This is a genomic window from Rhizobium sp. 10N414 (assembly GCF_056394785.1).
This window is the reverse complement of sequence record NZ_JBFTIN010000017.1, coordinates 27,445-53,685: the sequence shown is the minus strand read 5'-3', so window position 1 is coordinate 53,685 and position 26,241 is coordinate 27,445. Positions and strand designations below refer to the sequence as shown.

Here is a 26,241-nt window from a genome sequence, read left to right as displayed (position 1 = left end):
CCGCGACGCGGCAGAGAACTGACCGTCACGCGGCACTCGGAAGCGCCGGCAGGCAAGCCTCGCAGATCGCGGCAACATGCCGGTGATCGGTGCCGCAGCAGCCGCCGACGATCCTGATTTGCGGCATTCTCTGCATCAGCTCCCTGTACCGCTGCCCGAGATCGACCGGATCGCCGGCATCCAGCGTTTCGCTGTCGTCCAGTTCGGCATGGCTCATGCGCGAGGCATTTGCCCGCAGCCCATGAATGCGTTTTGTCCATCCCGCGCGATGATCCAGCGCCTCGGCAAAATGCGTCGGATGCGCGCAATTGATCATGTAATAGGCCACCGAACCGCCCGTCGCCGCATCCGTCGTCTCGATTACCTCCTGCATGCTGCGCCCGGTCACCAGCTTGCCGTCGGTCTCGACCGTGAAGGAGATAACGCAGGGCATATCCCGGGCCGAGGCCGCCCGGGCGATACCGATTGCCTCGTCGATGTTGTTCAGCGTGACGGCAGAGATCATGTCCGCATCGCTCTCGGCAAAGCTGCCGATCTGGACGCTGTGATAATCCTCGGCCTCGGCCGCGTTCATCCGGCCGGCCTTGTACCCATCGCCGCGTGGCCCCATCGCGCCGCTGAGCACGATCGGCCGCCCCGGCTCCTCGCGCCGCTCGCGCAATCCCGCAAGCAGGGCAATGCTTTGAACGTTTGCGTCATGCAGCGCCTCCGACGTGTAACCCAGCTTTTCCGCCCAATCGGGGCTCGCCCTCCATGTCGGGCTGTCGAGAATGAAGCCGGCGCCATGCTTGCGGGCGATGTCGAGGTAACGGCGGTAGTAGGCGCGCAGCCGGTCGCGGCCTTCTTCTGAAGCCATCATCACGAAGGATGCGAAGTGCGGCAGCTGCAGCCCGTCATGAAAGATGAAGGTCGTTTCCATGCCGCCGTCGGTGACGAATGCGCCGCCCTTGAGTTGCGGCAGGCTGTGTCTGTACTTGGCCATGACAATCCCTCTATGTGCAAGCAATTCTCACGAACAAGTTCTCCGCTTCCGGGCTGCGAAACTAGACGACTTGCGGTATAGTTGGGCATCGCATGATGTTTGCCTTTGATTTCAGCCGCTTCCGCGGGGCGGATGACAAAAGGCCTCCATATAGACCAGAGCTGGCGGGCAAAAACCGTACCGGCGGTACAGGGAATTTGATGCGCAAGGGCGAGGAGACCAGAACCCGCATCCTGGATGTGGCCGAAACTGCCGTCCTGCAGAAGGGCTTCGGCGGCACCTCGATCGAAGAGCTGATCGCCGAGACCGGCATCACCAAGAGCGGCTTCTTCTACCACTTCCGGGACAAGAACGCGCTCGCCAAGGCGCTGCTCGAGCGGTACATCGAAAACGACGAACGAATCTACGACGAGATATTCACCCGCGCCCGCGAGCTGACCGAAGATCCGCTGCAATCCTTCATGCTCGGTCTGAAGCTGCTTGCCGAACTGCTGTCCGACCTGCCGAACGGCCATCCGGGCTGCCTCGTGGCCACGGTCTGCTACTATGAACGCCTGTTCGACCGCGACATCCAGGAAACCAACAAGCAGGCGGTGCTCGCCTGGCGACGGCGGTTCCGCGGCATGTTCGAGGAGATCATGGTAGTCTACACGCCGCGCGAACCGATCGAGATCGACCAACTGGCCGACATGGTTTCGACGGTGCTCGAGGGCGGCATCGTCCTGTCGAAGGCCTTGAAGGAACCGCAGGGGCTCGCCGACCAGGTTCTCGTGCTGCGCAGCTTCGTGAAGCTGCTGTTTCAGCCGCAGATCGTTCGCCAGTGATCCGGCCTAGCGGTCGTCTTCCATGGCAGCCGCCATCTCGGCGAGCTTGCGCACGGTATTGAGATTGCGCGCCGTTCCTGGTTTCAAGGCCGGCAGCTTGAGCTTCGATTTGCCGGAGCCAACAGGGAAGTGGACATAGATTTCGCGCCCGGCGAGAACGGCCTCTTCGCCATCGGGGGCCACCATCTTGTCCAGCGCATCATCAGGCGCCGCTTCCGGTAGGAAGCTTACCAGGAGATAGTTGGGCTTGGCATCTGGGAAGGGCGCGTTGGCGGCAATCGCTTCCAACTCCTTGCGGCTGCGCAGCATCACGCCGGGCTTCTTGCCGAGCAGCTTTCCCAGCGCGTCGTCCAACTTCTGCTCGACCTCGACCTCTGCTGCATCGGCGCGAAACAGCACGTTGCCGCTCTGGATGTAGGTCTTCACGTCGCTGAAGCCGAGCTCTTCGCAGACCGCCTTCAGCTCCGCCATGGGCAGCTTGCCCGTGCCGCCGACATTGATCGCCCTCAGGAGCGCCACATAGACCGTCACGGGCTCCTCCAGCCGATTATATCTTGCCCGCGACCTTGATCGCGAAAGCATATTCGAAGGCGATCTCCTCGAGGCGCTGGAAGCGTCCCGAAGCGCCGCCATGGCCGGCATCCATGTTGGTCTTCAACAGGATCGGTGCCGAGCCGGTGGTCTTTTCGCGCAGCCGCGCCGCCCACTTTGCCGGCTCCCAATAGGTGACGCGCGGATCGGTGAGGCCGCCGAGCGCCAGGATCGGCGGATAGGCCTTGGCGCCGACATTGTCGTAGGGCGAATAGGCGGCGATCTGCTCGTAGTCTTCCTTGCTCTCGATCGGGTTGCCCCATTCCGGCCATTCCGGCGGGGTCAGCGGTAGCGTGTCGTCGAGCATGGTGTTCAGCACGTCGACGAAGGGAACGGCGGCGATCAGGCCGGCGAACTTTTCCGGCGCCATGTTGGCAACGGCGCCCATCAGCATGCCACCGGCCGAGCCGCCCTCGGCGATGATGTTGGCATAGGAGGTGAACTTCTCCTGATTCAGATAGTCTGCGGCGGCAATGAAGTCCTTGAAGGTGTTGGTCTTCTTTTCCATCTTGCCGTCTTCGTACCAGGCAAAGCCCTTGTCCTTGCCGCCGCGGATATGGGCGATGGCATAGACGAAGCCGCGATCGGCGAGCGACAGGCAGTTGGTGTTGAAGCCGGCCGGAATGGTGATGCCGTAGGCGCCGTAGCCGTAGAGCAGGCAGGGTGCCGAACCGTCGAGCGGCGTGTCCTTGCGATAGAGCAGGGTGACGGGCACCTGTTCGCCATCCCAGGCGGGCGCGAACACGCGGCGGGTGACGTAATCGTCCGGATTGTGGCCCGAGGGCACCTCCTGGGTCTTCAACAGCGTGCGCTCGCGCGTCACCATGTTGTAGTCGTATAGCTGCGACGGCGTCGTCATCGAGGAATAGGAGAAGCGGATGACGTCTGTGTCGTATTCCGCGGCCCCCTGCAGCCCGAGCGAATAGGCCTCTTCGGCAAAGGCGATCGCGTGTTCCTCGCCGGTGCGACGGTCACGGATGATTATCTGCGGCAGGCCATCCTTGCGCTCCAGCCAGAGCAGGTGGCGGGCATAGGCCATGTGGCTGATGATCAAGGTTCCCGGCTTGTGCGGCACGACCTCGCGCCAGTTCGCCTTGCCCGGGTTTTCAACCGGCGCTTCCATGATCTTGAAATCCTTGGCGTCGCCGTCATTGGTCAGGATGTAGAAGACGTCGCCGCCTTCCGTCATCGAATATTCGATGCCTTCCTCGCGCTCGGCGACCAGCTTCGGCTCGGCCGTCAGGTCCTTGGTGGACAGCAGGCGGTATTCCGAGGTCTCGTGATCGTGGATGTCGATGTAGATGAAGTCGTCGAGCAGCGAACCGCCGACGCCCATGAAAAAACCCGCATCCTTTTCCTCATAAACCAGCCGGTCTTCAGATTGAGGCGTGCCAAGAATGTGGTGAAACACCTTCGACGGGCGGTGGTTCTCATCGAGCGCAGAATAGAAGAAGCTCTTGCCATCGGGCACCCAGACGCCGCCGCCGCCGGTGTTCCCGATCACGTCGGCCAGGTCCTCGCCAGTCGCAAGGTCACGCACGCGCAGCGTATAGAACTCAGAACCCTTGTCGTCGTAACCCCAGATGCCGCGGCTGTGGTCGGTCGAGTGATCGAGGCCGGCGAGCCTGAAATAGGCCTTGCCCGCGGCCTCCTTGTCGCCGTCGAGCAGAACGGTGCGGATAGCCTCGTCCTTGACGGCGCCGTTACGCGGAATCCGGAAATAGCGAGGCTGTTCGCCGCCGGTCACAAAGAAGGTACCGTAGGCGTAGTCGCCGTCCTTCATCGGCACGGAGCTGTCGTCTTCCTTGATGCGGCCGCGCATCTCCGAAAACAGCGTCTTCTGCAGCACCTTTGTGTCTTCCATGGCCGCGTTCATGTAGACGTTTTCGGCTTCCAGATGTTGGCGGATCGCGGGATCGAGGATCGCGGGATCCTTGAACATCGCCTGCCAGTTGTCGGCGCGCAGCCAGGCATAGTCGTCGGTGCGGGTGATGCCGTGGCGCGTATCGGAGATCGGTTTCTTGGCGGCGACGGGTGGGTTCGGCAGGTTCTTGAAGACGGTCAAGGAAAGCTCCGGAAACGTGATGTCAGGTGGGCAAGAGATAGAGAGGCGGATGCCTGGGATCAAGCGCCCAAGACGGACCTGTGGCAAAACCGAAGGAATGCTCACGTTGCCTTGATGTCACCACATTGTTTAAGAAAGTCCGCTATGCCACCCGGAATTCGCCCCTCGTACGACCGTCAAAACCACGGTTCTCCACAGGCGATTCCGGAATGAGAATGCAAAGGAATCCCACCGTAATGCCAAAACGTCTCGTGTTGCTTCTGTCCGCATTTAGCCTTGCTTTTCCAGCCTTCGCAGTCGATCCCGCCATCAAGAAGCAACTCGAAAAGCTCGATCCCGCGACCCGCCTCGAACAGAGCTGTGACACGGAGGCGATGAGCCGAATCAACAAGGACGAGACCGGCTACAAGCCCGACAAGGTCATCGCCTACACGTTCAAGGATCCCGTTCCGAGCGACGACAGGCTGGAGGCGCCAGGCGCGGTCTTCCGCAGCAAGGGCGACTGGTATCATCTCTCCTACACCTGCATCACCGGCCCGCAGCACATCAATGTCCGCGATCTGCAATACAAGATTGGCGAAAAGGTCCCGCGCGAGAAGTGGGAAAAATATTACCTCTATGATTGATCGCGGCGCGCGCCGTGAGTTGCCTTTCTGAAGCCTTAGTCCTCAGGCATCAGAATTGCCGCTGAAGCCGGCGGCGAATCGCAGCAGCGACCGCAGGCGGCATCAAACCACATGGCGCCTGACCGCGATGTGCATTATGCAGCGCTTGAACCACGAACGGCTTCTCTTTGGCATGAATCGCATTCTTCTCGTTTCGGCGTTGCTGATCGCATCCGCCTCGATTGTGTCCGCTGCCGCTCCTCCGCCGGAGGAAGCGCCGGTCGTCACCGCGCCCTCGAAGGTCGTGCAGGCCCCCAAGATGGCAGCAGGGCCCAAGCTGGTTGAGCCGCATCTGCGCATTGCCCGGTCGGGCATCAAGGGTCACGCGCGGGTGGCGCTGACCTTTGACGCTTGCATGGGTCAGGCCGACGACCGCATCCTCTCGGTGCTGGTCCAGGAGCGCATTCCCGCGACCATTTTTGTCACTGCGCGCTGGCTGAAGCATAATCCGCAGGCGCTGCAGGTCTTCCTTGAGAATCCCGATCTGTTCGAACTCGAGAACCACGGTAAGAATCACGTTCCAGCCGTCGACAAGCCGGTCTCGATCTATGGCATCGCGTCCGCGGGCTCGCCCGAGGCCGTGCGGCAGGAAGTGCAGGGCGGTGCCGATGCGATGCTCGCAGCCGGTATTGCCCCGCCGCACTGGTTCCGCGGCTCGACCGCCAAATACGACCTCTCCGCCATCGCCCAGATTCGCGACATGGGGTACCGCATCGCCGGTTACTCGGTGAATGGAGACGGCGGCTCGCTGCTCGGCGCCGTTGTCACGGAAAAGCGCATTGCATCGGCCAAAGACGGCGACGTCGTGATCTCCCACATCAACCAGCCGACCCACGCCGCCGGCGAGGGCGTCGCCAAGGCGATCGTCGATCTCATGGCCAAGGGTGTCGAATTCGTCCGGCTGCAGGATGTCGAGGACACCGGCGACGACCGGACGACGCAGTGAGCTAGCCAAGGGCGCTCTGTAGCGTTTCCTCACTCACGTTCGAGGGTCGGGGCACGTCGGGCGCGTCGCGATCCAGTGCGAAATCATCAAACCAGTCGCGGTACCCTCCGCCGATCAGTGCGCCGATAACCTGTGTCGCAAGATAGGAGAAGGTGATGCCGTTGCCGCCATAGCCATAGGCGGCATAGACTTGTGGCATCGAGGGAACCGGACCGATCAGCGGTAGCCCGTCCGACGTCGCCCCGAACGTGCCGCACCATGCCGTCGCGACGCGGGTGTCGGCGCTGGACCAGAGCCGCTTCATCTTCTCCCGGATCGTCATGATCTTTTCGGCCAGCTTGGCGTCGCGGGCCGCGGGGTCGACGGTGTCGTCATCCTCGCCGCCAGCGATGATCCGCCCATCAGGCGTCGTGCGCATGTAGAGATAGGGGTGGCTGTCTTCCCAGATCAGCACCTGATCGCGCCAGAGCGCTGCCGGATCCTGCGGTATCGTCGCCAGCGCCCAGCTCGATGTCATCCGGTGCTGTTTCGGCATATCGATGCCCGGCATGGCGTAGCCGGTGGCGAGCACCGCCGTTTTCGCCTCGATGACGAACGCACCGTCTGTTTCGGAGCTGACCCGCCCGCCTTCGCTATGTAGCTTGGTGACCGAGGCGCTGACCAGGCGCGCGCCTTGCTTCACGGCAATGTCCAGCAGGGCCCAGGTCAGGAGCAGCGGATCGGCCTCCGCCGAGCCGCGCGACAGGATGCCCCCATCGCGGTCGATTTCGAACTCGGTAAAGAGATCGCAATGTTCCAGATACCGGCTTGGCAGTCCGGCACGACGACGCAGCTCGACCTCCCTGCGAAGATCGCCCGCGCCCTCCTGGTTATTGGCGAGGAACAGCGATTGCCGGGGACGCAGGTTGCAGGCGATCCGGTGGGCGACGATCAGCTTGGAGAGACCGGCGACCGAGGCTGCGCTCCGCCTGTAGATGCCGGCGGCGCGTTCGAAGCCATGGAAACGCTCGAGTTCGCTCAGCGTTCGGTCTATCTCCCACTGCAGCATGGCGGTGCTCACTGCCGTGCTGCCGAGACCCGGCGTCTCGCGATCGACGATGACCACGGAAAGACCTCGTTCCGCGAGGTGCTGGCCCATCAGCGCGCCGGTAATCCCGCCGCCGATCACCATGGCGTCGACTTTGAGATTGTCCTGAAGTGGCTGGTAATTGGGCTTTGTTCCTGCGTGGCTCCAAGGGGAGGTGCCGCTCTTCAGCCGGTTCTGGCTGGAATCTGCAAGATCGATTTCTGCCATCTGACGCTTCTTACCTCAATTATTTCGGCAATTGCGGTTGCAGTCTCTCTTCGATGAAAAGTTCATCGACGATGGTCATGACAATCAGCGATAGTGGTAGTGCCAGCATAGCACCAACTGCGCCCCACATCCAAGTCCAGAACAAGATCGCCAGAAACACCACGAAGGGATTGATTTCCAGGCGCTTTCCCATGACCGCCGGGAAGATCAGGTTTTCCATGACGAGGTGGACGATGAAGAATGCCGCCGCTGGCATAAGGCCCACCACGATGCCGTCATGCGTGATGATCCCCGCGATGGCGACCGCCAGCGTCATCATCGTAATGCCGAGATAGGGGATGAAGCTCGACAGGAACGCGAAGAAGCCCCAGAGCACCGGCGCCGACAGGCCCCCTACATAGGCGATCACCATCATCACGAGGCCAAGGCAGACGTAGATCAGCGACGCCGTCGCAAAATAAAATCCGAGAACCTGTTCCACGCCGTTGATCACGCGGATGGCGGCAAGCCGCTGCGAGCGCGACCGGAACACCATAATGATGGATTTGCGCAACGTCACCCGTCCGGCAAGGAAAAGCAGCAACGCGGCGAAGAAGATCAACGCCTGCACGAGGGCAGGGGTGAGGTTGGTGCTGACGAGATGCACGACGTTGCCAGTGTTCTCCAGAAGCTTCTCACTCGACATTGGCCCGGTCTGGAAAGTCTCCGGCGTAATGTGCAGCCACTTGATGCGCTCGAGATAGGGCATGAGGCGGTTGAAGGTCTTCTCGACGAAGGCCGGGCCCTCGTTGACGAGCCTTGTCACCGGTCCGGCAAGCGAATTGGCGAGAAGCGCGATCACAAGCGCAACCGCAGTAGACAGGATGACCGCATTGGTGATGCGCGGCACGCCGAGCTTGCTGAGCTTTTCCGCCAGCAGCCCAAGGATCATGCCGACGACGACGGCGAGCGTCACCGGAATGAGGATCAACGACATCATGTAGATGGCCGATAGTGCAAGCACTCCAAAGATACCGATGATGGCCCAGGCCATGCTGACATCAAGCCCGTCCTTCTCCAGGCGACGCATCGGCGCTTGTGGCATCTCCTCCGTGTCCTGGGTCAGTTTTTCTGCCCAGGCGCTGACGGGAGTCGTGCCCACTGTCATTTTGCTGGCCTGCTTGCGGATGCCGTTGGCAATTCCCATCGATAGACGATCCCCGGAAGCCCAGTTGCTTCGCGACGGAAACGCGCGGAACCCCTTCAGGTTCCTAAGGTCAGGCAGACAGGGTCAGGCCGATGCCCCAGGGATCATGCAGGAAGACACCGCCATTTCGCGTTTCACTCTTGATCTCCAGTTCGTCGAGCTTGGTGACAGCTTTTTTGAGCGCTTCCTTGTCGTTGAAGCGTAGCGTGTAGTCGGAAAGGCCCGTCATGCCCTCGGCGCGGGTGCCGGCGCCGCGGCTGTTCCAGATGTTGGCGGCGACATGGTGATGGTAGTCGCCGGTCGCAAAGAAGCTGGCGCCGGGATAGCGCGCCATCAGCTTCAGGCCAAGAATATCGCGGTAGAAGGTGTCTGCTTCCGGAATGTTGCCGACCTGCAGGTGGATGTGGCCGATTGCCGTTCCGTCGGCCATTCCGTTCCAGGCATCGTTGGGTGCGCTGTTGTAGAGCGGTTGCAGATCAAGGCGAAGCGTCGCCATTTCCACCTGACCGTCCGGCTGGAATTTCCATTGGTCGTGGGAACGGTCGGCATAAATCTCGATGCCGTTGCCTTCCGGATCGGAGAGATAGATGGCCTCGCTGACAAGGTGATCGGATGCGCCGTCCAGGACGACATTGTTGTGCGCCGCGTGGCGCAGCCAGCGGGCGAGCTCGGTGCGGCTGGGCATCAGGAAGGCCGTATGGAAAAGGCCGGCTGCGTTGCGCGGTGCGACACGCACATCCTTGCCTGTCGTCAGCGTCAGAAGCGGCGTGCCGTCGACACCGAGGATTTCGCCGCTCGCGCTTTTCTCGATGACATTAAGGCCAAGCATCGATTGATAGAAATTGGAAACCAGCGGCAGGTCGGTGACGACGAGATGCGACTGATCGACATAAGCAGGACGCGTCAGGGCGTAGGACGTTTCAGTGGTCATGGGTGTATCTCCTGCCTTGGATGGGGAGGCATACCGGCGGTAGCGGCGAAAGCGCCGCCCGTAGCAATACCAAGGAATTTGCGCCGGTTCATGTGCCTCAGAGGTTCCCTTGGTCGCTGTACTTGATCCCTATATGGCGCATTCTGATTGTTCACAGAAGATCCGATTTTGACGATTCAGCGTTCGATGCTTGTTGACAAGAATCCATCCTGATCTTGATCTTGATCAAAGCGCCTTATTTATCTCTTGAGAGGATGTGGCCGTAAGAAACGGCAGCGCTGGAGGGCCTGAATGTACAAGAGAATCATCGTTCCGATAGAAATAGGCGGGTTGGACAGGGGCGAAAAGGCGCTCCGCAAGGCATCCACGCTCCTTGAAAAAGGTGGCGAGATCATTTTGCTCAATGTTGTCGAGGACGTTCCCACCTATGTCGCGATCGATCTGCCGCCCGAGCTGCGGCAAAACGCGATCGACGATGCCGAACAGAAACTCGGCATGCTGATCCGCACGAGCGGCATACCGGCAATGATCGAGATCGGTCACGGCCGCCCCGCCCACAGTATCCTCGCTGCCGCCGAAGCGCATGATGCGGATCTGATCATCGTCGCCTCGCACATTCCCGACTTCAGCAACTACTTCATCGGTGCCACCGCCGACCGCGTCGTCAGGCATGCCAAATGCTCGGTGCTGGTCGATAGGCAGCGCTGAGAAGAAAACAACGGCAAAAGACCGATGGAGGAATATCCATGACCGACACGCAGACCTACGAGCAGATCCTACGCAACCGCCAGCGCGAGCTTCTATCGCGGCTGAGTCGCATCGACGTTGATCTCGGGCGCACCAAGGAGCAGGACAGCGACGACCGCGCGATCGAGAGCGAGAACGACGAAGTGCTGGAGGGGCTTGGCCAGGCCGGCCAGGAAGAGCTGCGCGCCATCGACGCAGCCCTCGATCGGATCACGAAAGGCACGTATGGCACCTGCGTCCGCTGCGGCGAGCCGATTTCGAAGAAGCGTCTCGGCGCCGTACCCTATGCCCCGCTCTGCGAAGACTGCATGAGCTGAAAGGCTCTAAGTCATTAAGGTGGCATGTCATCAAGGGTGGCCCATTTTCAGGCTACCCTTCTGCCTTCCACCTGTGTATCTCCACGCCGAAGCCAGAGCGTCCAAGGCTCACGAAGATGTAACGGCGTGCCATCGCTGTTGTGTTGCCTGCACACCGTTTCGGTGCGACGATCGGTTGGAAAGGTGAGGGGTTTCCCGGCATGACAGAGTTCAACGGCATCCGCTGGGCTTACGACAAATATGAGCTGATCGCCGATGGGGTCGTCCATGGCATTGGGCTTGCTTTCGCGCTCATCGGCGCGACCGTTCTGATCTTTTACGCCACTCTCTGGAGTTCCAATGGCGAACTCGCGGCGGCATGGATCTACAGCGTAGGCCTCGTGCTGACGATCGGCATCTCCTTCTCCTATAACGCCTGGCCGGTTTCGCGGACGAAGTGGTTCCTTCGCCGGCTCGATCATTCCTCGATTTTCATCCTGATCGCCGCCACCTACACACCCTTCCTGGAGCGTGGCGCCGACAGTCCGCTGCTGTTCGGGATGCTCATCGGCATCTGGGCGATCGCGGGGCTCGGCATCTTCCTGAAGTGCGCCCTTCCAGGCCGCTTCGACAAGGTTGCCATCCTTCTCTACCTCGGCATGGGGTGGAGCGGCATCTTCGTGGCCGGGCCGGTGGCGGAGCGCATCCCCTTTGTATCGATGCTCCTGATCCTCATCGGCGGGATCATCTATTCCCTCGGTGTCATCTTCCACGTCTGGGAGAAGCTGCGCTTCCAGAACGCCATCTGGCACGGCTTCGTGGTCGCCGCGGCGGCCGTGCACTACTCGGCGGTGCTCACCTGCTTCAGCATGGCAGGCTCCGGGGTCTGATCAGCCGGCCTGCGTGTCCATTTCGATCAATTCTCTGCTATCGCGAATGATCGCTTTCGTCCCGTCATTTCGTTGGTTTACAACGCTGAATGCCGGGCGTATGCCGCTTGCCGGAACCGAACTGAAATTGGACTTGATATGAACCACGCCGTTCTCGTGCGCGATGCCACCGAAGCCGACCTCCCGGCAATCCGCGATATTTATAATCACGCTGTCGAGCATACGACCGCCATCTGGAACGAAACGCTGGTTGATCTCGACAACCGCATCGAGTGGTTCAAGGCCCGCAAGGCAAAGGGCTTCCCGGTCATCGTTGCGGAGAAGGATGGCAAGGTCACAGGCTATGCCTCCTATGGTGACTGGCGAGCCTTCGACGGCTACCGCCACACGGTCGAACACTCAGTCTATGTCGACAAGGATTGCCGCGGCGCGGGGATCGGCGAATTGCTGATGCGGGCGCTGATCGAGCGTGCGGCCGAGGCCAACATCCACGTGATGATCGCCGGCATCGAGGCGGCAAACGCTGCGTCCATCAAACTGCACGAAAAGCTGGGTTTCCGTGTTGCCGGCACCTTCTCGGAGGTCGGCACGAAGTTCGGCCGCTGGCTCGATCTGACTTGCATGGAGCTTAGGGTCACGAAGTGAGCCTCATCGTTCTCACTGGCGCTTCCGGATCGGGCAAGACGGCGATTTCCAAGGCGATCGCCGCTCGGTTCGCTGGTGAAATCGACGTCTACCATTTCGATGACATCGGCGTTCCCCCGCTCTCGCGGATGGCGGCGGACTACGGCTCGCCAGCCGGATGGCAGCGGGCCATGACCTTCAAGTGGTTTGAGAGCCTCGCGGAGGCACAGCACTCCGGCCGAAATCAGTTGCTCGAAGGCCAGATGCGCCTTGCATTTCTAGAAGAAGCGGCAACAGCAACAGGCATTGCCTATTTGCCGCTGCTGGCCGACTGCGATGACGAAACACGAACGCATCGCCTGGCGGTCGAACGCCGGCAGCCAGAGCTTGCCAACACCGAAATGATGATCTGGGCATCCTTCCTCCGCCGCGAGGCCGTGGCAAAGAAATGCGCGATATTGGATACGTCCCGCTTGTCGCTGGATGAAAGCGTCCAGGCGGTCGTCGAACGCTTCTAAGCAGCTCGGACGCGAGCTTTTATTTCTCCGGCTCGAACACCATCGCGTGGCCGTTGATGCAGTAGCGCAGGCCGGTCGGCGGCGGACCATCGGGGAAGACATGCCCCAGATGGGCATCGCAAGTGCCGCAGCGGATCTCCGTGCGGACCATGCCGTAGGTCGTATCGCGGAGTTCGGTCACCGCGTCGGGTGAGACAGCTTCGAAATAGCTCGGCCATCCGCAACCGGCATCAAACTTCGTGTCTGAGCGGAACAGCGGTGCATTGCAGCCGACGCAACGATAGAGCCCGGTTTCGAACGAATCCCAATAGGGGCCGGTAAAGGCACGCTCGGTGCCATGCTGGCGGGTGATCCGGTATTGCTCGGGAGTCAGCTGTTCCTTCCACTCCGCGTCGGTCTTGTGAACTTTGGCGATTGTCGTATCGGCCATGGCTTGTTCCTTTCGCGCCGGGGGGCGGCTTTGATTTTCGACAGCAATGTGGTGCGAAAGGTCGCATGGATCAAGGGATGCCGAGCTCGTCAAAGCGTCATCCCGTTCCGGCGAAAACGGCGATGCCGTTGATATTTCGTCGATAAACCGATCGCCCCGGAGGTTTGAGGCGCCCTGGACAGAGTCTGTGACTATCGCTTCAATAGACGCTTCGAAGATACTGCAAGGGGCTGACCGACCCGAGAAGATCCGTTCCCTGTGAGTATCCTGCCGCTGCCGGTTGCTCCCGGTCGAACAAGACTTGTGACCGCGCTCCTGTTCTCGTAAACCTGACGGACTTCCGGCTTTTCGCCGGCTCCACGAAGCACTGCCAGCAGAGGAGGGCACATGGCCGGTGTCACGGCTTTGACATTTGCGGCCTTGTGTCTGCCACTTCTCGGCGCAGTTCTCGCTCCCTTTCTCGTTCGCGTCCTTGGGGCGAACGCCGCTTGGCTCTTGGCGCTTGCGCCGCTTTTGGCCTTTGCGCACTTCGCCAGCCTGCTGCCGGTCATAGCGGGCGGCGAGGTGATAACAGGCGGCTATGCCTGGGTGCCGAGCTTCGACCTCCGCTTTTCCTGGCTGCTTGACGGTCTTTCGCTGACCTTCGCGCTGCTGATTACCGGGATCGGCACGCTGATCGTCCTCTATTCGGGCGGATACCTGAAGGGGCATCTGGATCAGGGGCGCTTCTTCTCCTTTATTTTCCTGTTCATGGGCGCCATGCTCGGCCTCGTCGTCTCGGACAGCCTGCTGATGCTCTTCATCTTCTGGGAACTGACGTCGATTACCTCCTTCCTCTTGATCGGGTTCGACCACGAGCGCGAGGCAGCGCGTCGCGCCGCCCTGCAGGCGCTCGTCGTTACCGGCGGTGGCGGCCTGCTGCTGCTGGCGGGCCTGCTCCTGATCTGGAGCACGACAAACGCGACTGATTTGTCGACGCTGCTGCAATCCGGCGATCTGCTGCGTGGCAATCCATATTATCTGGCGATCCTGATCCTCATCCTCTGTGGCGCCTTTACCAAATCGGCGCAGTTTCCGTTTCACTTCTGGCTGCCGAACGCGATGGAGGCGCCGACGCCGGTCTCGGCCTACCTGCATTCGGCAACGATGGTGAAGGCGGGCGTCTATCTCCTGATGCGCCTCAATCCCGTCATGGGCGGGACACCGGCCTGGGAGACCTTGCTGCCGCTCTTCGGTAGCGTGACGCTGATCGTCGGCACGCTGCTTGCGATCCGCCAGACCGATCTCAAGCTGCAACTCGCCTATACGACCGTTTCCTCGCTTGGCCTTCTCGTGCTGTTGACCGGCTTCGGCGCGCCCTATGCCACCGAGGCCGCGGCGCTCTACCTCATGGCGCATTCGCTCTTCAAGGGTGCGCTGTTCATGGTTGCGGGCATCATCGACCATGAGACCGGCACGCGCGACATCACCAGTCTGCGCGGCTTGAAAGCGGCGATGCCGCTGACCTTTGCGGCAGCACTCGCCGCGGCTATTTCCATGGGCGGTCTGCCGCCGTTCTTCGGATTCCTCGCCAAGGAAGAGATTTACGCCGCGCTGGCACATGCGGACCCACGATCGATCGTCTTCACAATGGTTGCGGTCGCGGGCAACGCGTTGATGTTCGCGATTGGCTTCGCCGTGGCGCTGAAGCCGTTTCTCGGGCCGGTCCGTGCAACGCCCAAGCACCCACACGAGGCACCGCCATTGCTTTGGGTCGGTCCTGTCTTGCTGGCGCTATTGGGCCTGATGACTGCGGTTTTCTCCGCAACGGCGCACCATTACATCTCGTCTCCAACGGCATCCGCCATCCGTGGATCGGCGAGCGTGATCGAGATTTCCCTTATCCCGCATGTCGGCGTGCCGCTGCTTCTGTCTGGTCTTACGATCGCGCTCGGCACGCTCGTTTATTGGCGGATAGACCAGGCGCGTCTGGCCATGGCGACGGTACTGTGCAAGCTAGGACCCGGACCGGATCGTGGCTTCGATTACTTCATCGTAGGTCTGATTAGATTATCGATGCGCGTAACGCGGTTCGTCCAGCCGGGGCGACTTGAACTCTACATCACCTGCACCTTCCTCTGCCTTGCCGCAATCCTGCTCGTCCCCCTCTGGCTCTATGGCGAAATGCCGATGCTGCCTGTCTGGCCACGGCAGGTCCAGGTCCACGAATGGGCGATCTTCCTGCTCGCCGTTCTTGGTCTGTTGAGCGTTGTCATCGCGCGCGACCGGCTGACGGCGATCGTCTCGCTCGGCATCCAGGGCTTCTCCGTCGCCATCATATTCCTGCTGTTCGGCGCGCCCGACCTGTCCTTCACACAGTTCATGGTGGAGACCCTGTCGGTCGTCATCCTGGCGCTTGTCATGACCCGCCTTCAATTGTCGCCGACCGATCGGCGGCCGCTCAGCCAGAAGATATTCGACGGCTGCATCGCGATCGCCTGCGGCTCTGGCTTCGCGCTGCTTCTGATGAAGGCCACGCAGGGGCCGTTCAACAATGCGCTGACGGAGTTCTTCAACACTTACTCAAAGACCATCGCGCACGGCGCCAACGTCGTGAACGTCATCATCGTCGATTTCCGCGGCACCGACACGCTGGGTGAGATCGCGGTCGTCGCCATCACCGGCCTTGCGATCCTCGCCCTCATTCGAATCCGCGCGCAGACCGAGCGCAAGCTTGCCGAAAACGATCCTGACGCGCCTGAGGATCTGGGGATCGAGCGCCCATGAACACACTGATCTTCCGCACGATCACGCCGGTGTTGACGGCTCTGATGCTGCTCTTTTCCGTCTTTGTGCTCCTGCGCGGCCACAACGAGCCGGGCGGCGGCTTCATCGGCGGGTTGATTGCCGCCTCGGCGCTGGCGATCTTCGGCATTGCCCGCGGCGTCGGCGCCGTGCGCCGCGCCATCGTCTTCCATCCCCTGGCGATATCAGGGGCCGGACTGTTGATGTCCTGCTCCGCCGGTCTGCTGTCGGTCGTCTTTGCCGTGCCGTTCATGACCGGGCTGTGGATCTATCCTGAGATAGCCAGTGTCGAGGTGCCGCTCTCGACCGTCATGCTCTTCGATATCGGGGTCTACCTGGTGGTCGTCGGTGCCATCACCTCGATCGCGCTGGCGCTTGAGGAAAGGGAGATCGAGTGATGGAGCCGCTGTTTGCGATCCTCGTCGGCCTGTTCTTCGCCGCCGCGATCTATCTGATGCTGTCGAAATTCTCGATCCGGATCATGCTCGGGATCGCCGTCCTCGGCAACGCGGTGAACCTGTTGCTGTTTACCGCAGGACGTTTGACGCGCGAGGTGCCGCCGATCATCGCGGCAAACCTCGATACGCTCCCTAACGGCGCCGCCAATCCGCTGCCGCAGGCGCTGATCCTGACGGCGATCGTCATCTCCTTTTCCTTCCTCGCCTTCCTGCTGGTGCTGACCTATCGCGCCTATCAGGACATCGGCACCGACAACACCGACGAAATGCGTGTCGCCGAGCCCGTCGATCCACCGCTGCCGCCGATGGGGTACTAGATGGCGGCTCCGGTAAGCACGATCACCGATCTCTCGGCTGCGATGGTCACGGCGTCTGTGCCGCTCGCCAACTGGCTCGTCATCGCACCCGTGGCGCTCTGCATCACGCTCGGCGCCGTGCTCTTGATGATGCGCGGCTCGCTGCGACTGCAGGCGCAGGTCGCCATTCCGGGCCTTGCCGGTCTGGTCCTGCTGGATGCCGCGCTGTTGGCGAAGGTGGTGGCGCATGGCCCGCTGACCATGGTCATGGGGCGCTGGCTTCCGCCGTTCGGCATCGCCTTCACCGTCGATCTCTTCGGCGCGCTGATGGCCCTGACCGCTGCCATCGCAGCGCTCGCCGGCGGCCTTTATGCGTTGAAGGACGTCACCGAAAGCGGCCGCCGATACGGTTTCTTTCCCTTCCTTTTGCTTCTGATGGCAGGCGTTTCCGGCGCGTTCCTGACAGGCGACGTCTTCAACCTCTATGTCTGGTTCGAGGTGCTTCTCATTTCGTCCTTCGGGATGTTGATCCTCGGCTCCGAGCGCGGGCAGATCGACGGGGCCATGAAATATGCGGTGCTGAACCTGATCGGCACGACGCTGTTCCTGATCTCGGTCGGCATCGTCTACGCTGTCTTCGGCACGCTCAACATGGCCGATATCGCTGGCAAGGTGGAGAGTGTGCGCGACACCGCGCCGCTGATGACCCTGTCCGCCCTCTTGCTGCTGGCCTTTGCCATGAAGGCCGCTGCCTTTCCTGTCAATTTCTGGCTGCCGGCCTCCTATCATACGCCGCGCATCGTCGTGTCGGCATTGTTTGCCGGTCTGCTGACCAAGGTCGGCGTCTACGCCCTCATTCGCGTCATGGTCATGCTGCTGCCGATCGAGCGCGAACAATTGAGCCTTCTGATTGCGGCGGTGGGGGCAGCGACCATCGTCGTCGGCGCGCTTGGGGCGCTGGCGCAGGACGATATCCGCAAGCTCCTCGGCTATGTCGTGATCTCGGGCATCGGCAACATGCTGGTCGGCATAGCGCTAGGCACGCCCGGCGGCCTGTCCGGCGCGATCTTCTACGCGCTGCATTCGATGGTGCTGATGACGGCGCTCTATCTTCTCGCCGGGCAGGCTGCCGCCCTTGCCGGCGGTTTCTCGCTGACCGCGCTCGGCGGCCTCTATCGCAAGAGCGGCGGTTTTGCCGCGTTCTCTTTCATCCTCTTCGTCGCCGCGTGTGGGTTGCCGCCCTTTTCCGGCTTCTGGCCGAAGGTGATTTTGGTCAGAGCATCGATCGACGTCGGCGCCTGGTGGCTGGCCGCCGCGATCCTGATCGGCGGCTTCCTGCTGACGGTCGTATTCGGACGCGTCTTCCTGCTCGCCTACTGGCGACCGGCAACGGCACCGCAGGCGGCAGTGTCAATCAGCTGGCAGGCGGGGCTGCCGCTTTTCATCCTGACAGCTCTTGTCGTTGCTTTCGGCATCCTGCCCGAACAGCTGCTGGACATGGCGCAAGCTGCGGCGACCGGCCTCATCGATCCGACAGCTTATCTGCAGTCGGTCTTCCCGGATGGAGGGATGCCATGATCGCCCTGCTGCTGAACGTGCTGCTCGCCATTGCCTGGGCGACCGTTACCGGCAGCGCGTCGCCGCACAACCTCCTCTTCGGCTTTGCGATCGGCGCCCTGTGCTTGTCCATCATCCGCGAACCCTATGGCAGCCGGGGATATCTTCGCCGGTCCTTCGCGATCGTGCGGCTTGCCCTTCTGTTTCTCAAGGAGTTGGCGATCTCGGCCTGGAAGGTCGCCGTCACGGTGCTGACGCCCAACATGCGGCTGCAACCCGGCATCTTCGCCTTTCCGCTGACCGTCGACCGCGATTTCGAGATCACGCTTCTAGCCAACATGATCACCCTGACGCCGGGCACACTGTCGGTCGATGTCTCCGACGATCGCAAGACGCTTTACGTGCATGCGCTGGATTGCGCCGATCCCGAGGCGACCAAGCGCGATATCGCCAACGGTTTCGAGCGCCGGATCATGGAGGCATTTCGATGATCTCCCCGCTTGCCATCATGTCCACGGCCGCCGCGGTTGCCCTGGTCATCCTTGGGATTGCCTTTCTCCTGGCGGGATGGCGGGTCCTCGTCGGGCCGACGCTGCCCGACAGGATCCTGGCGCTCGATACACTGTCAGGCACGGCAATCGGCTTCATCGCCGTATTGGCGGTCAAGACGGGCTTCAGCCTCTATATCGACATCGCCATTTCGCTGGGACTTGTCGCCTTTCTGGCAACGGTCGCCTTCGCGCGTTTCGTGATGTCGCGCGCTCCTGTCGCGGAACGGCACAGCGAAAAAAAGGCGCGTGCCCCGAAAAAGCCCAAAGTCGCGGCCAAACGCAGCGACAAGAATGGCAGGAAGGGCAAGAAATGATGGACTATGCGACAGCGCTCGCCGTCGCTTTCCTTTTGCTGGCCGGTTCGTTGTTTGCGCTCGTTGCCGCACTCGGCGTCGTGCGGTTGCCGGATCTCTACACGCGCATGCACGCCGCTTCCAAGGCTGGAACGGTCGGTTCCGGCATGCTGCTTTTTGCCGCCGGTGTCGCCGCGGGCGAGGTTTCGGTCTTTGCGCGGGCGCTCGCCGGTTTCGTCTTCTTCCTGCTGACGGCGCCGGTCGCGGCGCACCTCCTTGCCAAGGCCGCGCACCAGTCTGGATATCGCCTCGGCCCCCAATCGGTGCGCGATGACCTCGCCAAAAGATGAGAGCGCTTCCGATTCAGTATTTTAAGTTGATTTTTGCACCCTTTTGCAGATTTCTTAATGGTTAATGTTTGGGTTTATGGCAGGCAATTCTTGCGAAATAGACATTTTTCGGTAGATATATATGAAATAATAATTGGCGTTTTCGTAAAACGGTGATAATTGGTGATCAAGTAGAGTTCTGATATTGAATTAGAATCACGTTGCTTATTTCCTCGTTGGCTTTGGATTTCAGTGTTTAATTGAGGAAGTAAGCTGCGTGGTAGCGTACTAATTCGAAATCGGGCAGTATAAGAACGGGTTTCGGCCTCAGGAATCTAGGGGTGGATTTCAGTTTTTCGAAACAGGTTGCCGTAGCCTGGGTTTTTTGCTGTTGGCTCTACGATGACGGTCTTGGCTGACGAGGCTTAGACCTTTGGAGCATTGAAACAGGAGAAACGTATTATGACGGATACTGCAGCCGGTAGCGGGCCGGAGTTGCTGGTCGAGCTCACCGCAGATATTGTTGCCGCCTATGTCAGCAACCACGTGGTCCCGGTTGGCGATCTCGCTAACCTGATTTCTGACGTGCATTCGGCACTTAGCAATACGTCGACGCCGCAAGCTGCAACGGCGGTTGTCGAGAAGCAGAAGCCGGCTGTATCGGTGCGTAAATCCGTTCAGGATGAACAGATCACATGCCTGGAGTGCGGCGGCAACTTCAAGTCGCTCAAGCGTCACCTGATGACCCACCACAATCTCTCGCCGGAAGAATACCGCGAGAAATGGGAGCTCCCCGTCGACTACCCGATGGTAGCGCCGGCCTATGCCGAAGCGCGCTCGCGCCTCGCAAAGGAAATGGGGCTCGGCCAGCGTCGCAAGCGCGGACGCGGCTGATCGTTGCCAAGGATTTGATCCTGTAGAGCCGGGCGGAAGCCCGGCTTTTGTGTTTTTGGCCGGGGAAGAAAGGGGGAAGCGGCCAAACTGATGCTGCGCGCGGCCCTGATGGCGCTCTCCCGGCATTACAATCCGCCGGCGCCCGCGCGCCGATCGCGCGTGGAGCATTGGGGTGCGCAGGGCTACAGGCCCGAACTCTATTCGTGATGAGGCGGGTGGTTGCTTAGGCCACCGCGCGTACGCGGGCTTCCTCGCGGATGCGGTTGACCATCGAGCGCAGGCCGTTGGCGCGCTGCGAGGAGAGATGCTCGACGAGGCCGATCTTCGAGAATACGTCAAAGGCGTCGAGGGCCGCGATCTCCGATGCCGTCTTGCCGGAATAGGTTGCAAGAACGATGGCCACGAGCCCGCGCACGATATGCGCGTCGGAGTCGCCCTCGAAGGTCATGACGGGATTGTCCGGATCCCCCGCGGTGTGCGTTACGAGCCAGACCTGGCTGGCGCAGCCCATCACCTTGTTGGCCGATGTCTTCTTGTCGTCGGGAAGGTCCGGAAGCGCCTTTCCGAGCTCGATCACATAGCGATAGCGATCTTCCCAGTCGTCGAGGAAGGAGAAGTCGTCAATGATCTGCTCGAGGGACGTCATGTATTGTGGCCTTTCGTTATCAGGTTTCATATAGGTGAAACGCGGCCAGATTTGAACCATTAAAAAGAAACGCCGCGGAGGATGGGCATCCTCGCGGCGCAGCAAAAGCTGGAAATAAACAGGGCAGGCACGTCAGGCATGGGATATTCCGCGGCTTGCGGATCGCCGATGCAAGCTTGGTTGCGGGAAATCCCGCGGAATTCTCAGGTGGCCGGACGCGGCGTCGGCAGCGGAATGGTGCCCGTCGTCACGGTGTCGGAAAGGCTTTCATCGCCGTCGTCAACCGGCGGGCGATAGGGCATCGGCTGGTTCAGCGCTGCGGTGCGCTCCTGTGCCTCGGCCTGAGCCTCGGCATGGGAGGGCGCAAGTGCCGCGACGGGAGCGATCGGCGCATTGGGTGCGACAGCAGGCTTGGCGGCGTTGTCGTCACCGAAACGGCTGTCCAGCAGCTCATAGGCGACACGGGCGCCTTCGCGGGCCCGGTGGCCGAGCGCGGCCATGGTCTCCGCACCCTTGACGCAGACCTCCGGCTTCTCGCCGCACATGCCTGTCACGTAGTCATAGGCGCCTGTCGCCGCGACAAAGGCGTCGGAAAACTGCAATGTCGGCTGCGAGCTGGTCGAGCTCTCGCCGCTGAAGAACGACAGCAACACGAGCACAAGCCCGAACCAGAATGATCCTTTGATCAGAAACCACATCGTCGTTGCCATCCTGTTTTCCCGTTCGGTCTTACCGCCGAATCGGTCCGGTCTTCCGGTGTGCTTTGACCTTAGAGCAGAGTTGCGAATGCCAGTTTTCAAAACTCGTCGGCATTTGCCTCAAATTTAGTTCGAATTTTAATGAACGGGATTTGCACCGCATTTCGGTCAAATTGTAGCGACCGCTGTTAAGCATGTCATCGGCCTCCTCCTGTAATTGCAGGCAAACCTTGCGGCAGAGCTGCCACAAAGGTTAACAGCAAGCTGAAATGTGAGCGAAATCCGTCGCTTACCGCCCGTTAACCGTAAAAAACAAAGCCGCTTCCATATGTCCAAAAACGGGACATTTCGCTCTTCTGCGGTGTGGAGGCGGCTTTTCCCTTATCCTTTCCTTAAGCGCCCAAGGCCTATTGTCGGCCCTGGTAAAAAGCCTTTTTTGGGCGGGTATTGCGTGCGTGTAATGAGTAAGATCGCAGAGCGGGCGGCAGCCCTCGTGGACCGGGCGGTGGAAAGCTGGCTCTCCCGGACAGGAGGGGGCACAGCGGTGCGCCAGCGTGAATTGATGATCCTGCGCCGCTTGGCGCTGCTTTCGTCGGCGGCTCTCGTCGCGGTCCCCGTTGGGCTCTCTTCTGTGACCAGTCCTGCCATTGCGCTACCCGTCGGTGTCGCAACCGTCTGCGCGGCCTTCCTGTTTTCTGCGGTGGGCAGCATTGCCCTGTCGCGTCAGGGTACGGCAACAGCGCCGATTGCCGCGCCTGTCGCCGAAGACTTTTTCATGGAAGCAACCGCCGGTCTCGCCTTCTTCCTGGATCCGCAGGGCAACGTCACTGCCGTCGGCGGTCGTGACAAGCGCGAATATCTCGCCTGGATGCGTGATCCGATCGGCAAGGGCTTTGTCGATCAGATACATGTCTCTGACCGCATCCTTTTCCTGCAGGCGCTGGATCAGCTTCGCCAGGGTGAGGCGACTGCCGCGGTCGATCTGCGGCTGGAGCGCCCTTCGGTTTCGCGTGACAACAGGCAGTTCGCCTACCTGCGTATGGATATGACCGCGCGGCAGGACGGCGACGGCACGCTCTTCAGCGTGATTGCCCAGCTACGCGATGTCTCGGTGGAGCAGCAGTTACGGCAGGAGGCGCAGAACCGCGCCGCCGACGCCCGCTCGGCAAACGATGCAAAATCGCGGTTCCTTGCCGCCGTCAGCCACGAATTGCGCACGCCGCTCAACGCCATCCTCGGCTTCTCCGACATCCTGCTCGGCGAGTATTTCGGCAAGCTCGAAAACGACCGCCAGCGGGAATATGTCGGCCTTGTCAGGGAATCCGGCGCGCACCTGCTCTCCGTCGTCAACACCATGCTCGACATGAGCAAGATCGAAGCGGGGCGCTACGAGCTTTGCCTCGAACCCTTCGACATTGCATCCGTCGTTCGTTCCTGCGAGGCCATGCTGGCGCTGCAGGCGAAGTCCAAGGGTGTATCGCTGACAAGCCGAGTGCAGCGCGGTCTCGACGAGGTCGTGGCCGATCAGCGCGCGATCCAGCAGATCCTGATCAATCTGGTTGGCAATGCCGTGAAATTCACCGATGCGGGCGGTGCGATCTCGATCGACGCGTCGATGCGCGACGGCGTTCTGAACCTCTGCGTGAGCGACACCGGCATCGGCATTCCCGGCGACAAGCTGGAAACGCTCGGCCAACCTTTTGTCCAGATCCAGAACGACTATAGCCGCCGATTCGAAGGAACGGGACTCGGCCTGTCGTTGGTGAAGGGCTTGGTGGCGCTGCATGGCGGCGACTTCGCAATCGCCAGCACGCCGGGCGCCGGTACGATCATTACGATTTCCATTGCAGCGGATGGCTCTGGCATTCCGGCTGTGGGTACTGCCCGCAACGATCTTGTCGAGTTTCCGCCGCGACTGAAGGCTGTGCCGGCGCGAGCGGGCGTTTTGGAAGAGGGGCTTTTCGATGGCCGCGAGCAAGCGAAAATCGCCTAAGGGACGGAGAGGCCGACAGAAACGGCCGAGCCTCCTTCTCACAGGGGCAACCATGGTCGGCGGTATCGGGCTGCAGGGCGCAAGCGTGCTCGGCGGCGTGATCGGCCGCAACCCGTCGGTTGCCGGCGGTACGGCAGCCTTCCTTGTCATCTTCAGCTTCGTCGCCGCAAACGCGCTCTGGTATCAGCCAGGGGCGCATCCGCACCCGTTCCTGCGCACCCGCGATCCGCTCTTTCCGAACGTGCTCGGCGGTCGCCCGGTCATCGAGGAGCAAAGCGGGAATGTCACCACCTTCAAGATCCAGCGGCAGGACGAGGCCGACGTCACGCAGACCAATGCGACGCCGCCAGTCGCTCCCGGCGGGCAGCAGCCGAGCCAGATCGTCATGGACATCCAGACCGAACTGGTCCGGCGTGGCCTTTACAACGGCACTCCGGATGGGGTCATCGGCCCGCGCACCAGTGCGGCGATCCTCTTCTTCGAAGAAACCGTGGGCATGCCGCAGACGGGCGACGCAACGCCAGATGTGCTGGTAGCGCTCAGAACCGACTCGGTCGGCCCCTCGGCGATCCCGCTGGAAAAGCCGCGCGAAGACATCACCTCGAAGGCATCCGCCGAGGATCCTGTCGCCGCCGCCATCCGCAGCGCCGAAAAGAGTGTGAAGACCGCGCCGACACTTGCAAAGAAAGCCGCACCATCCGCGGAGTTGTCGACTGTGGATCTCGTCCTGAAGATCCAGAAGGGCCTCAGCAACATGGCCTACGCCAATGTCGGCGTTGACGGTGTGCCGGGAGAACAGACCCGCACCGCCATTCGCCACTTCCAGAAGCACTACAACCTTCCCGAGAATGGCGAGCCGAGCGAAGCGGTCTTGAAGAAGCTCAAGGAGATCGGCGCGCTCTGAAGCCCGGCAATGCCAAGCATTGCCGCTTGCCGTTTGTCTGCTATAGCTCGCCGATGAGATTACGCACCGATATTTTCGTCTCCGCCCTCCTGCGCCGGGTTTTTGCCAAAGGTGACTTTGCCGCTGTCGAGGCAAAGGGTGCCGACGAGGCGGGCGCCATCTTCATTCGCCAGCACTTCCGCGATGGTCTTGAGACGCTCTACGGCCCAGCGCCGCAAAGCCTCTTCGACGACGAGACGAGCGGGGAGCGCCTATTCGAGCAACGGCTGACGCGCGAAGAGCCTGATCGGGTCAGGGAAATGCTCGAGCGTGAGCGGAAGTTCGACCCGGACCTCTGGATCGTCGAGCTTGAAGCCGATGAGCTCGGGGATATCGTTCCGCTTGGCGACGGGCGCGAGAACCCGCTCTAGTCAAAGTCAGCGTGTACGGATGATGCGCCTGTCCTGGGCGGGCGGTTCCTCATGGGCGGCTTGCGCCGTTTCTGTTTTTTCGGGCAGGTAGGTATAGCTGTCGGCGCGTCGCCAGGCGTCGACGCGGGCGTTGCACTCTTCCAGATCGAGACTGTCCAGCACCATCCATGCGCGCGTGACGCCATGCTGCGGTTCCGCGAGGTGCGGGTAGAGCTTTTCGAGCACAAAGACGGCGTCGCGGAAGTCCAGGCCGAGACTGATGAGCGTGGTCGCCAGTTGCTGACCGGAGATATCGAGCATAATGCGCTCTGCAAGCCAGCGGCTTGCCGAAAGCCCGCTGGCAAGCGCCTTTGCAAAGAGCGCCGCTTCGCGATTGCGGGCAAAGCGGACGAGGAGTGCGGCCTGGATCGGCGACAGGTTACGCAGCCCGAGGCGATCGCCTTCCGGGCGGCTGACATGACGTGCCAACTCCCTGATTCTATTGCGTATCTCCTCTTCACTCGCGAGGCGCGCTGCAGCCTCGGCTTCCTCGAGGGAAGCCGGAACCGGCGGTTCGGATGGTACGATGCCGGTTTCGACCGCAGCCGGAGCTGCCAGCCGCTGTTCCGCCTGACGCAGGCCGACCAGCGCGTCGATGACCCGCGGGGAAAGCGCATCCCGGCTGACGATCGCCTTCATGTGTGCGCTGCCCTGGGTGCGCGCAATGGTGATCAAGGTCTCGTCGTCGATCGCCGGCGAGGATGTGAGGAACGGCGCTGCAATGTCGATCGACTGGCAGCCGACGAAAAGCGCGACGGCGGGTGGAATCTGCGGGCATTGGGAAAGGGCTGCCACGGCCTGACGCTTTGCCTCGAGAGAGGAGGCCTGGAACAGCGGCGTGAAGAGTTCGGCGAATTGGCGCAGTTCGGAGCGGGTTGGCGGCTGCAATCCCTCGAAGCTGCTGACGGTCGCCATGAGAACCACGTCCTTCTTCCGGCTGGCGGATGGGGCCTCTAGGTCTCGGAACCGGTCACGCACAAGAACACACCCTGGAAACGCAAAAAGGGATGTCGCAGGACTGGACGCGAAGGGACGCCCCTTACCCCACATAGGTTATGAACAAATCCTACATGGGCAGGGTTAACGCTTGCTAAAGACTTTATTCAATTTGTACCGAAAGGCTTCACCGTATGACGACCGCGGGACGGAGTGACTAAAGCCCTTTGTGTCCGCGCAGCGCCGCCAAAAGCCTCTCGGCGCTATTGTTCCCGGACTGATAGAGGTCAAGCGCAGCGGACGCTGCCATCTGGGCTTCGGCGCTCTTGATGTCGATCCGCTTTTCCGCACACCACGCATCGAGGGCATCGCGCAGCACGTCAAGGTCCTCGGGAGAGAATGTCGAACCGATAAACAAAGACATTTTAACCCCTCCCTGTCCGCAATAAGCGGAAGACGGCGCC

At 61.2% G+C, this 26,241-nt stretch carries 30 protein-coding genes; 19 read left to right on the top strand and 11 right to left on the bottom strand.

Features of this window, described 5'->3' with window-relative positions; genetic code table 11:
- Positions 1-25 precede the first annotated feature (25 nt).
- Complete coding sequence (locus AC1DE4_RS16875; protein ID WP_477882085.1) at positions 26-982, bottom strand: homocysteine S-methyltransferase family protein; 957 nt, start codon at positions 980-982, stop codon at positions 26-28.
- Positions 983-1,182: 200 nt separating this feature from the next.
- Between AC1DE4_RS16875 and AC1DE4_RS16870 the strand changes: the two genes are divergently transcribed.
- A complete protein-coding gene (locus tag AC1DE4_RS16870) occupies positions 1,183-1,806 on the top strand; it encodes a TetR/AcrR family transcriptional regulator (protein WP_026372089.1) in 624 nt (207 codons plus the stop codon).
- Between the two features lie 6 nt (positions 1,807-1,812).
- Here AC1DE4_RS16870 and AC1DE4_RS16865 read toward each other — a convergent pair whose 3' ends face one another.
- A complete protein-coding gene (locus tag AC1DE4_RS16865; protein ID WP_018116562.1) occupies positions 1,813-2,337 on the bottom strand; it encodes a DUF1697 domain-containing protein in 525 nt (174 codons plus the stop codon).
- Positions 2,338-2,353: 16 nt separating this feature from the next.
- Complete coding sequence (locus AC1DE4_RS16860) at positions 2,354-4,462, bottom strand: S9 family peptidase (protein WP_018859466.1); 2,109 nt, start codon at positions 4,460-4,462, stop codon at positions 2,354-2,356.
- 236 nt (positions 4,463-4,698) lie between these two features.
- Here AC1DE4_RS16860 and AC1DE4_RS16855 point away from each other — a divergent pair, with 236 nt between their 5' ends.
- Together AC1DE4_RS16855 and AC1DE4_RS16850 are read left to right on the top strand one after the other, a co-directional pair.
- Entirely contained in the window at positions 4,699-5,088 is a 390-nt protein-coding gene (locus AC1DE4_RS16855) for a DUF930 domain-containing protein (protein WP_018116560.1), read from the top strand.
- Between the two features lie 172 nt (positions 5,089-5,260).
- Positions 5,261-6,073 carry a polysaccharide deacetylase family protein gene (locus AC1DE4_RS16850; protein ID WP_477882082.1) on the top strand — a complete coding sequence of 271 codons (813 nt, stop codon included), beginning with the start codon at positions 5,261-5,263 and terminating at the stop codon, positions 6,071-6,073.
- Position 6,074: 1 nt separating this feature from the next.
- Here AC1DE4_RS16850 and AC1DE4_RS16845 read toward each other — a convergent pair whose 3' ends face one another.
- The 3 genes from AC1DE4_RS16845 to AC1DE4_RS16835 all read right to left on the bottom strand — a co-directional run bounded on the left by AC1DE4_RS16845 (position 6,075) and on the right by AC1DE4_RS16835 (position 9,484).
- A complete protein-coding gene (locus tag AC1DE4_RS16845) occupies positions 6,075-7,367 on the bottom strand; it encodes an NAD(P)/FAD-dependent oxidoreductase (protein ID WP_477882080.1) in 1,293 nt (430 codons plus the stop codon).
- A 19-nt stretch (positions 7,368-7,386) separates the two neighbouring features.
- Positions 7,387-8,553, bottom strand: a complete 1,167-nt coding sequence (locus AC1DE4_RS16840) for an AI-2E family transporter (protein WP_018859463.1) — start codon at positions 8,551-8,553, stop codon at positions 7,387-7,389.
- 70 nt (positions 8,554-8,623) lie between these two features.
- Positions 8,624-9,484: a VOC family protein gene (locus AC1DE4_RS16835; protein WP_018859462.1), complete on the bottom strand. Its 861-nt coding sequence runs from the start codon at positions 9,482-9,484 to the stop codon at positions 8,624-8,626.
- A gap of 291 nt (positions 9,485-9,775) precedes the next feature.
- Between AC1DE4_RS16835 and AC1DE4_RS16830 the strand changes: the two genes are divergently transcribed.
- From AC1DE4_RS16830 to AC1DE4_RS16810, 5 genes are all read left to right on the top strand, one after another.
- The gene (locus tag AC1DE4_RS16830) at positions 9,776-10,192 is read left to right on the top strand and encodes a universal stress protein (protein WP_018116555.1); all 417 of its coding nucleotides are present in this window, start codon (positions 9,776-9,778) and stop codon (positions 10,190-10,192) included.
- Positions 10,193-10,230: 38 nt separating this feature from the next.
- Entirely contained in the window at positions 10,231-10,548 is a 318-nt protein-coding gene (locus tag AC1DE4_RS16825) for a TraR/DksA family transcriptional regulator (protein ID WP_018116554.1), read from the top strand.
- Positions 10,549-10,748: 200 nt separating this feature from the next.
- Positions 10,749-11,417 carry a PAQR family membrane homeostasis protein TrhA gene (trhA, locus tag AC1DE4_RS16820; RefSeq protein WP_018859461.1) on the top strand — a complete coding sequence of 223 codons (669 nt, stop codon included), beginning with the start codon at positions 10,749-10,751 and terminating at the stop codon, positions 11,415-11,417.
- A gap of 138 nt (positions 11,418-11,555) precedes the next feature.
- A complete protein-coding gene (locus AC1DE4_RS16815) occupies positions 11,556-12,062 on the top strand; it encodes a GNAT family N-acetyltransferase (protein WP_018116552.1) in 507 nt (168 codons plus the stop codon).
- Entirely contained in the window at positions 12,059-12,559 is a 501-nt protein-coding gene (locus AC1DE4_RS16810) for a hypothetical protein (RefSeq protein ID WP_018116551.1), read from the top strand. Before AC1DE4_RS16815 ends, AC1DE4_RS16810 begins: the two co-directional genes overlap by 4 nt.
- Before the next feature lie 19 nt (positions 12,560-12,578).
- On the opposite strand, the gene msrB is transcribed toward AC1DE4_RS16810, so the two are convergent.
- On the bottom strand, positions 12,579-12,989 hold the full coding sequence (gene msrB, locus AC1DE4_RS16805) for a peptide-methionine (R)-S-oxide reductase MsrB (RefSeq protein WP_018116550.1): 411 nt from the start codon (positions 12,987-12,989) through the stop codon (positions 12,579-12,581).
- 387 nt (positions 12,990-13,376) lie between these two features.
- Between msrB and AC1DE4_RS16800 the strand changes: the two genes are divergently transcribed.
- The 8 genes from AC1DE4_RS16800 (at position 13,377) to AC1DE4_RS16765 (ending at position 20,151) form a co-directional block, all read left to right on the top strand.
- Positions 13,377-15,755 (top strand): putative monovalent cation/H+ antiporter subunit A, encoded by a 2,379-nt coding sequence (locus AC1DE4_RS16800; RefSeq protein WP_477882077.1) that lies wholly within the window; start codon positions 13,377-13,379, stop codon positions 15,753-15,755.
- On the top strand, positions 15,752-16,171 hold the full coding sequence (locus AC1DE4_RS16795; RefSeq protein ID WP_018859458.1) for a Na(+)/H(+) antiporter subunit B: 420 nt from the start codon (positions 15,752-15,754) through the stop codon (positions 16,169-16,171). Before AC1DE4_RS16800 ends, AC1DE4_RS16795 begins: the two co-directional genes overlap by 4 nt.
- Positions 16,171-16,548, top strand: a complete 378-nt coding sequence (locus AC1DE4_RS16790; RefSeq protein ID WP_018859457.1) for a Na+/H+ antiporter subunit C — start codon at positions 16,171-16,173, stop codon at positions 16,546-16,548. Before AC1DE4_RS16795 ends, AC1DE4_RS16790 begins: the two co-directional genes overlap by 1 nt.
- On the top strand, positions 16,549-18,105 hold the full coding sequence (locus AC1DE4_RS16785) for a Na+/H+ antiporter subunit D (protein ID WP_477882075.1): 1,557 nt from the start codon (positions 16,549-16,551) through the stop codon (positions 18,103-18,105).
- Complete coding sequence (locus tag AC1DE4_RS16780; protein WP_025661036.1) at positions 18,102-18,575, top strand: Na+/H+ antiporter subunit E; 474 nt, start codon at positions 18,102-18,104, stop codon at positions 18,573-18,575. The genes AC1DE4_RS16785 and AC1DE4_RS16780 overlap by 4 nt, the downstream gene beginning before the upstream one ends.
- Complete coding sequence (locus AC1DE4_RS16775) at positions 18,572-18,949, top strand: cation:proton antiporter (RefSeq protein WP_113471757.1); 378 nt, start codon at positions 18,572-18,574, stop codon at positions 18,947-18,949. The genes AC1DE4_RS16780 and AC1DE4_RS16775 overlap by 4 nt, the downstream gene beginning before the upstream one ends.
- Positions 18,946-19,278: a monovalent cation/H(+) antiporter subunit G gene (mnhG, locus tag AC1DE4_RS16770; protein ID WP_477882073.1), complete on the top strand. Its 333-nt coding sequence runs from the start codon at positions 18,946-18,948 to the stop codon at positions 19,276-19,278. Before AC1DE4_RS16775 ends, mnhG begins: the two co-directional genes overlap by 4 nt.
- A gap of 441 nt (positions 19,279-19,719) precedes the next feature.
- Positions 19,720-20,151, top strand: coding sequence for a Ros/MucR family transcriptional regulator (locus AC1DE4_RS16765; protein ID WP_018859452.1), 432 nt, complete (start codon positions 19,720-19,722; stop codon positions 20,149-20,151).
- A gap of 223 nt (positions 20,152-20,374) precedes the next feature.
- Here AC1DE4_RS16765 and AC1DE4_RS16760 read toward each other — a convergent pair whose 3' ends face one another.
- Positions 20,375-20,797, bottom strand: coding sequence for a SufE family protein (locus AC1DE4_RS16760; protein ID WP_026372173.1), 423 nt, complete (start codon positions 20,795-20,797; stop codon positions 20,375-20,377).
- Between the two features lie 203 nt (positions 20,798-21,000).
- Positions 21,001-21,495 carry a DUF5330 domain-containing protein gene (locus AC1DE4_RS16755; protein ID WP_112824466.1) on the bottom strand — a complete coding sequence of 165 codons (495 nt, stop codon included), beginning with the start codon at positions 21,493-21,495 and terminating at the stop codon, positions 21,001-21,003.
- A 460-nt stretch (positions 21,496-21,955) separates the two neighbouring features.
- Here AC1DE4_RS16755 and AC1DE4_RS16750 point away from each other — a divergent pair, with 460 nt between their 5' ends.
- Genes AC1DE4_RS16750 through AC1DE4_RS16740 form a run of 3 tightly spaced genes read left to right on the top strand, consistent with a single transcriptional unit; the run spans position 21,956 to position 24,802 of the window.
- Entirely contained in the window at positions 21,956-23,488 is a 1,533-nt protein-coding gene (locus tag AC1DE4_RS16750; RefSeq protein ID WP_477882071.1) for a sensor histidine kinase, read from the top strand.
- On the top strand, positions 23,460-24,392 hold the full coding sequence (locus AC1DE4_RS16745) for a peptidoglycan-binding domain-containing protein (protein WP_477882069.1): 933 nt from the start codon (positions 23,460-23,462) through the stop codon (positions 24,390-24,392). The genes AC1DE4_RS16750 and AC1DE4_RS16745 overlap by 29 nt, the downstream gene beginning before the upstream one ends.
- A 53-nt stretch (positions 24,393-24,445) precedes the next feature.
- Positions 24,446-24,802 (top strand): DUF1491 family protein, encoded by a 357-nt coding sequence (locus AC1DE4_RS16740; protein WP_026372176.1) that lies wholly within the window; start codon positions 24,446-24,448, stop codon positions 24,800-24,802.
- 6 nt (positions 24,803-24,808) lie between these two features.
- Here the strand turns inward: AC1DE4_RS16740 and AC1DE4_RS16735 are convergent, their stop codons facing one another.
- Both AC1DE4_RS16735 and AC1DE4_RS16730 read right to left on the bottom strand, forming a co-directional pair.
- On the bottom strand, positions 24,809-25,819 hold the full coding sequence (locus tag AC1DE4_RS16735) for a DUF2336 domain-containing protein (protein WP_477882067.1): 1,011 nt from the start codon (positions 25,817-25,819) through the stop codon (positions 24,809-24,811).
- A 175-nt stretch (positions 25,820-25,994) separates the two neighbouring features.
- Entirely contained in the window at positions 25,995-26,201 is a 207-nt protein-coding gene (locus tag AC1DE4_RS16730) for a hypothetical protein (protein ID WP_113164334.1), read from the bottom strand.
- Between the last annotated feature and the right edge of the window lie 40 nt (positions 26,202-26,241).

What these genes read in the sequence shown, in the direction of transcription:
- AC1DE4_RS16800 (WP_477882077.1), top strand. Translation starts at nt 13,377, where the DNA reads ATGGCCGGTGTCACGGCTTTGACATTTGCGGCCTTGTGTCTGCCACTT.
- AC1DE4_RS16855 (WP_018116560.1), top strand. Translation starts at nt 4,699, where the DNA reads ATGCCAAAACGTCTCGTGTTGCTTCTGTCCGCATTTAGCCTTGCTTTT.
- AC1DE4_RS16755 (WP_112824466.1), bottom strand. Translation starts at nt 21,495, where the DNA reads ATGTGGTTTCTGATCAAAGGATCATTCTGGTTCGGGCTTGTGCTCGTG.
- AC1DE4_RS16740 (WP_026372176.1), top strand. Translation starts at nt 24,446, where the DNA reads ATGAGATTACGCACCGATATTTTCGTCTCCGCCCTCCTGCGCCGGGTT.
- AC1DE4_RS16785 (WP_477882075.1), top strand. Translation starts at nt 16,549, where the DNA reads ATGGCGGCTCCGGTAAGCACGATCACCGATCTCTCGGCTGCGATGGTC.
- AC1DE4_RS16875 (WP_477882085.1), bottom strand. Translation starts at nt 982, where the DNA reads ATGGCCAAGTACAGACACAGCCTGCCGCAACTCAAGGGCGGCGCATTC.
- AC1DE4_RS16765 (WP_018859452.1), top strand. Translation starts at nt 19,720, where the DNA reads ATGACGGATACTGCAGCCGGTAGCGGGCCGGAGTTGCTGGTCGAGCTC.
- AC1DE4_RS16780 (WP_025661036.1), top strand. Translation starts at nt 18,102, where the DNA reads ATGATCGCCCTGCTGCTGAACGTGCTGCTCGCCATTGCCTGGGCGACC.
- AC1DE4_RS16745 (WP_477882069.1), top strand. Translation starts at nt 23,460, where the DNA reads ATGGCCGCGAGCAAGCGAAAATCGCCTAAGGGACGGAGAGGCCGACAG.
- AC1DE4_RS16730 (WP_113164334.1), bottom strand. Translation starts at nt 26,201, where the DNA reads ATGTCTTTGTTTATCGGTTCGACATTCTCTCCCGAGGACCTTGACGTG.
- AC1DE4_RS16845 (WP_477882080.1), bottom strand. Translation starts at nt 7,367, where the DNA reads ATGGCAGAAATCGATCTTGCAGATTCCAGCCAGAACCGGCTGAAGAGC.
- AC1DE4_RS16870 (WP_026372089.1), top strand. Translation starts at nt 1,183, where the DNA reads ATGCGCAAGGGCGAGGAGACCAGAACCCGCATCCTGGATGTGGCCGAA.
- AC1DE4_RS16850 (WP_477882082.1), top strand. Translation starts at nt 5,261, where the DNA reads ATGAATCGCATTCTTCTCGTTTCGGCGTTGCTGATCGCATCCGCCTCG.
- mnhG (WP_477882073.1), top strand. Translation starts at nt 18,946, where the DNA reads ATGATGGACTATGCGACAGCGCTCGCCGTCGCTTTCCTTTTGCTGGCC.
- trhA (WP_018859461.1), top strand. Translation starts at nt 10,749, where the DNA reads ATGACAGAGTTCAACGGCATCCGCTGGGCTTACGACAAATATGAGCTG.
- AC1DE4_RS16835 (WP_018859462.1), bottom strand. Translation starts at nt 9,484, where the DNA reads ATGACCACTGAAACGTCCTACGCCCTGACGCGTCCTGCTTATGTCGAT.
- AC1DE4_RS16760 (WP_026372173.1), bottom strand. Translation starts at nt 20,797, where the DNA reads ATGACGTCCCTCGAGCAGATCATTGACGACTTCTCCTTCCTCGACGAC.
- AC1DE4_RS16750 (WP_477882071.1), top strand. Translation starts at nt 21,956, where the DNA reads ATGAGTAAGATCGCAGAGCGGGCGGCAGCCCTCGTGGACCGGGCGGTG.
- AC1DE4_RS16775 (WP_113471757.1), top strand. Translation starts at nt 18,572, where the DNA reads ATGATCTCCCCGCTTGCCATCATGTCCACGGCCGCCGCGGTTGCCCTG.
- AC1DE4_RS16840 (WP_018859463.1), bottom strand. Translation starts at nt 8,553, where the DNA reads ATGGGAATTGCCAACGGCATCCGCAAGCAGGCCAGCAAAATGACAGTG.
- AC1DE4_RS16830 (WP_018116555.1), top strand. Translation starts at nt 9,776, where the DNA reads ATGTACAAGAGAATCATCGTTCCGATAGAAATAGGCGGGTTGGACAGG.
- AC1DE4_RS16815 (WP_018116552.1), top strand. Translation starts at nt 11,556, where the DNA reads ATGAACCACGCCGTTCTCGTGCGCGATGCCACCGAAGCCGACCTCCCG.
- AC1DE4_RS16790 (WP_018859457.1), top strand. Translation starts at nt 16,171, where the DNA reads ATGGAGCCGCTGTTTGCGATCCTCGTCGGCCTGTTCTTCGCCGCCGCG.
- AC1DE4_RS16825 (WP_018116554.1), top strand. Translation starts at nt 10,231, where the DNA reads ATGACCGACACGCAGACCTACGAGCAGATCCTACGCAACCGCCAGCGC.
- msrB (WP_018116550.1), bottom strand. Translation starts at nt 12,989, where the DNA reads ATGGCCGATACGACAATCGCCAAAGTTCACAAGACCGACGCGGAGTGG.
- AC1DE4_RS16795 (WP_018859458.1), top strand. Translation starts at nt 15,752, where the DNA reads ATGAACACACTGATCTTCCGCACGATCACGCCGGTGTTGACGGCTCTG.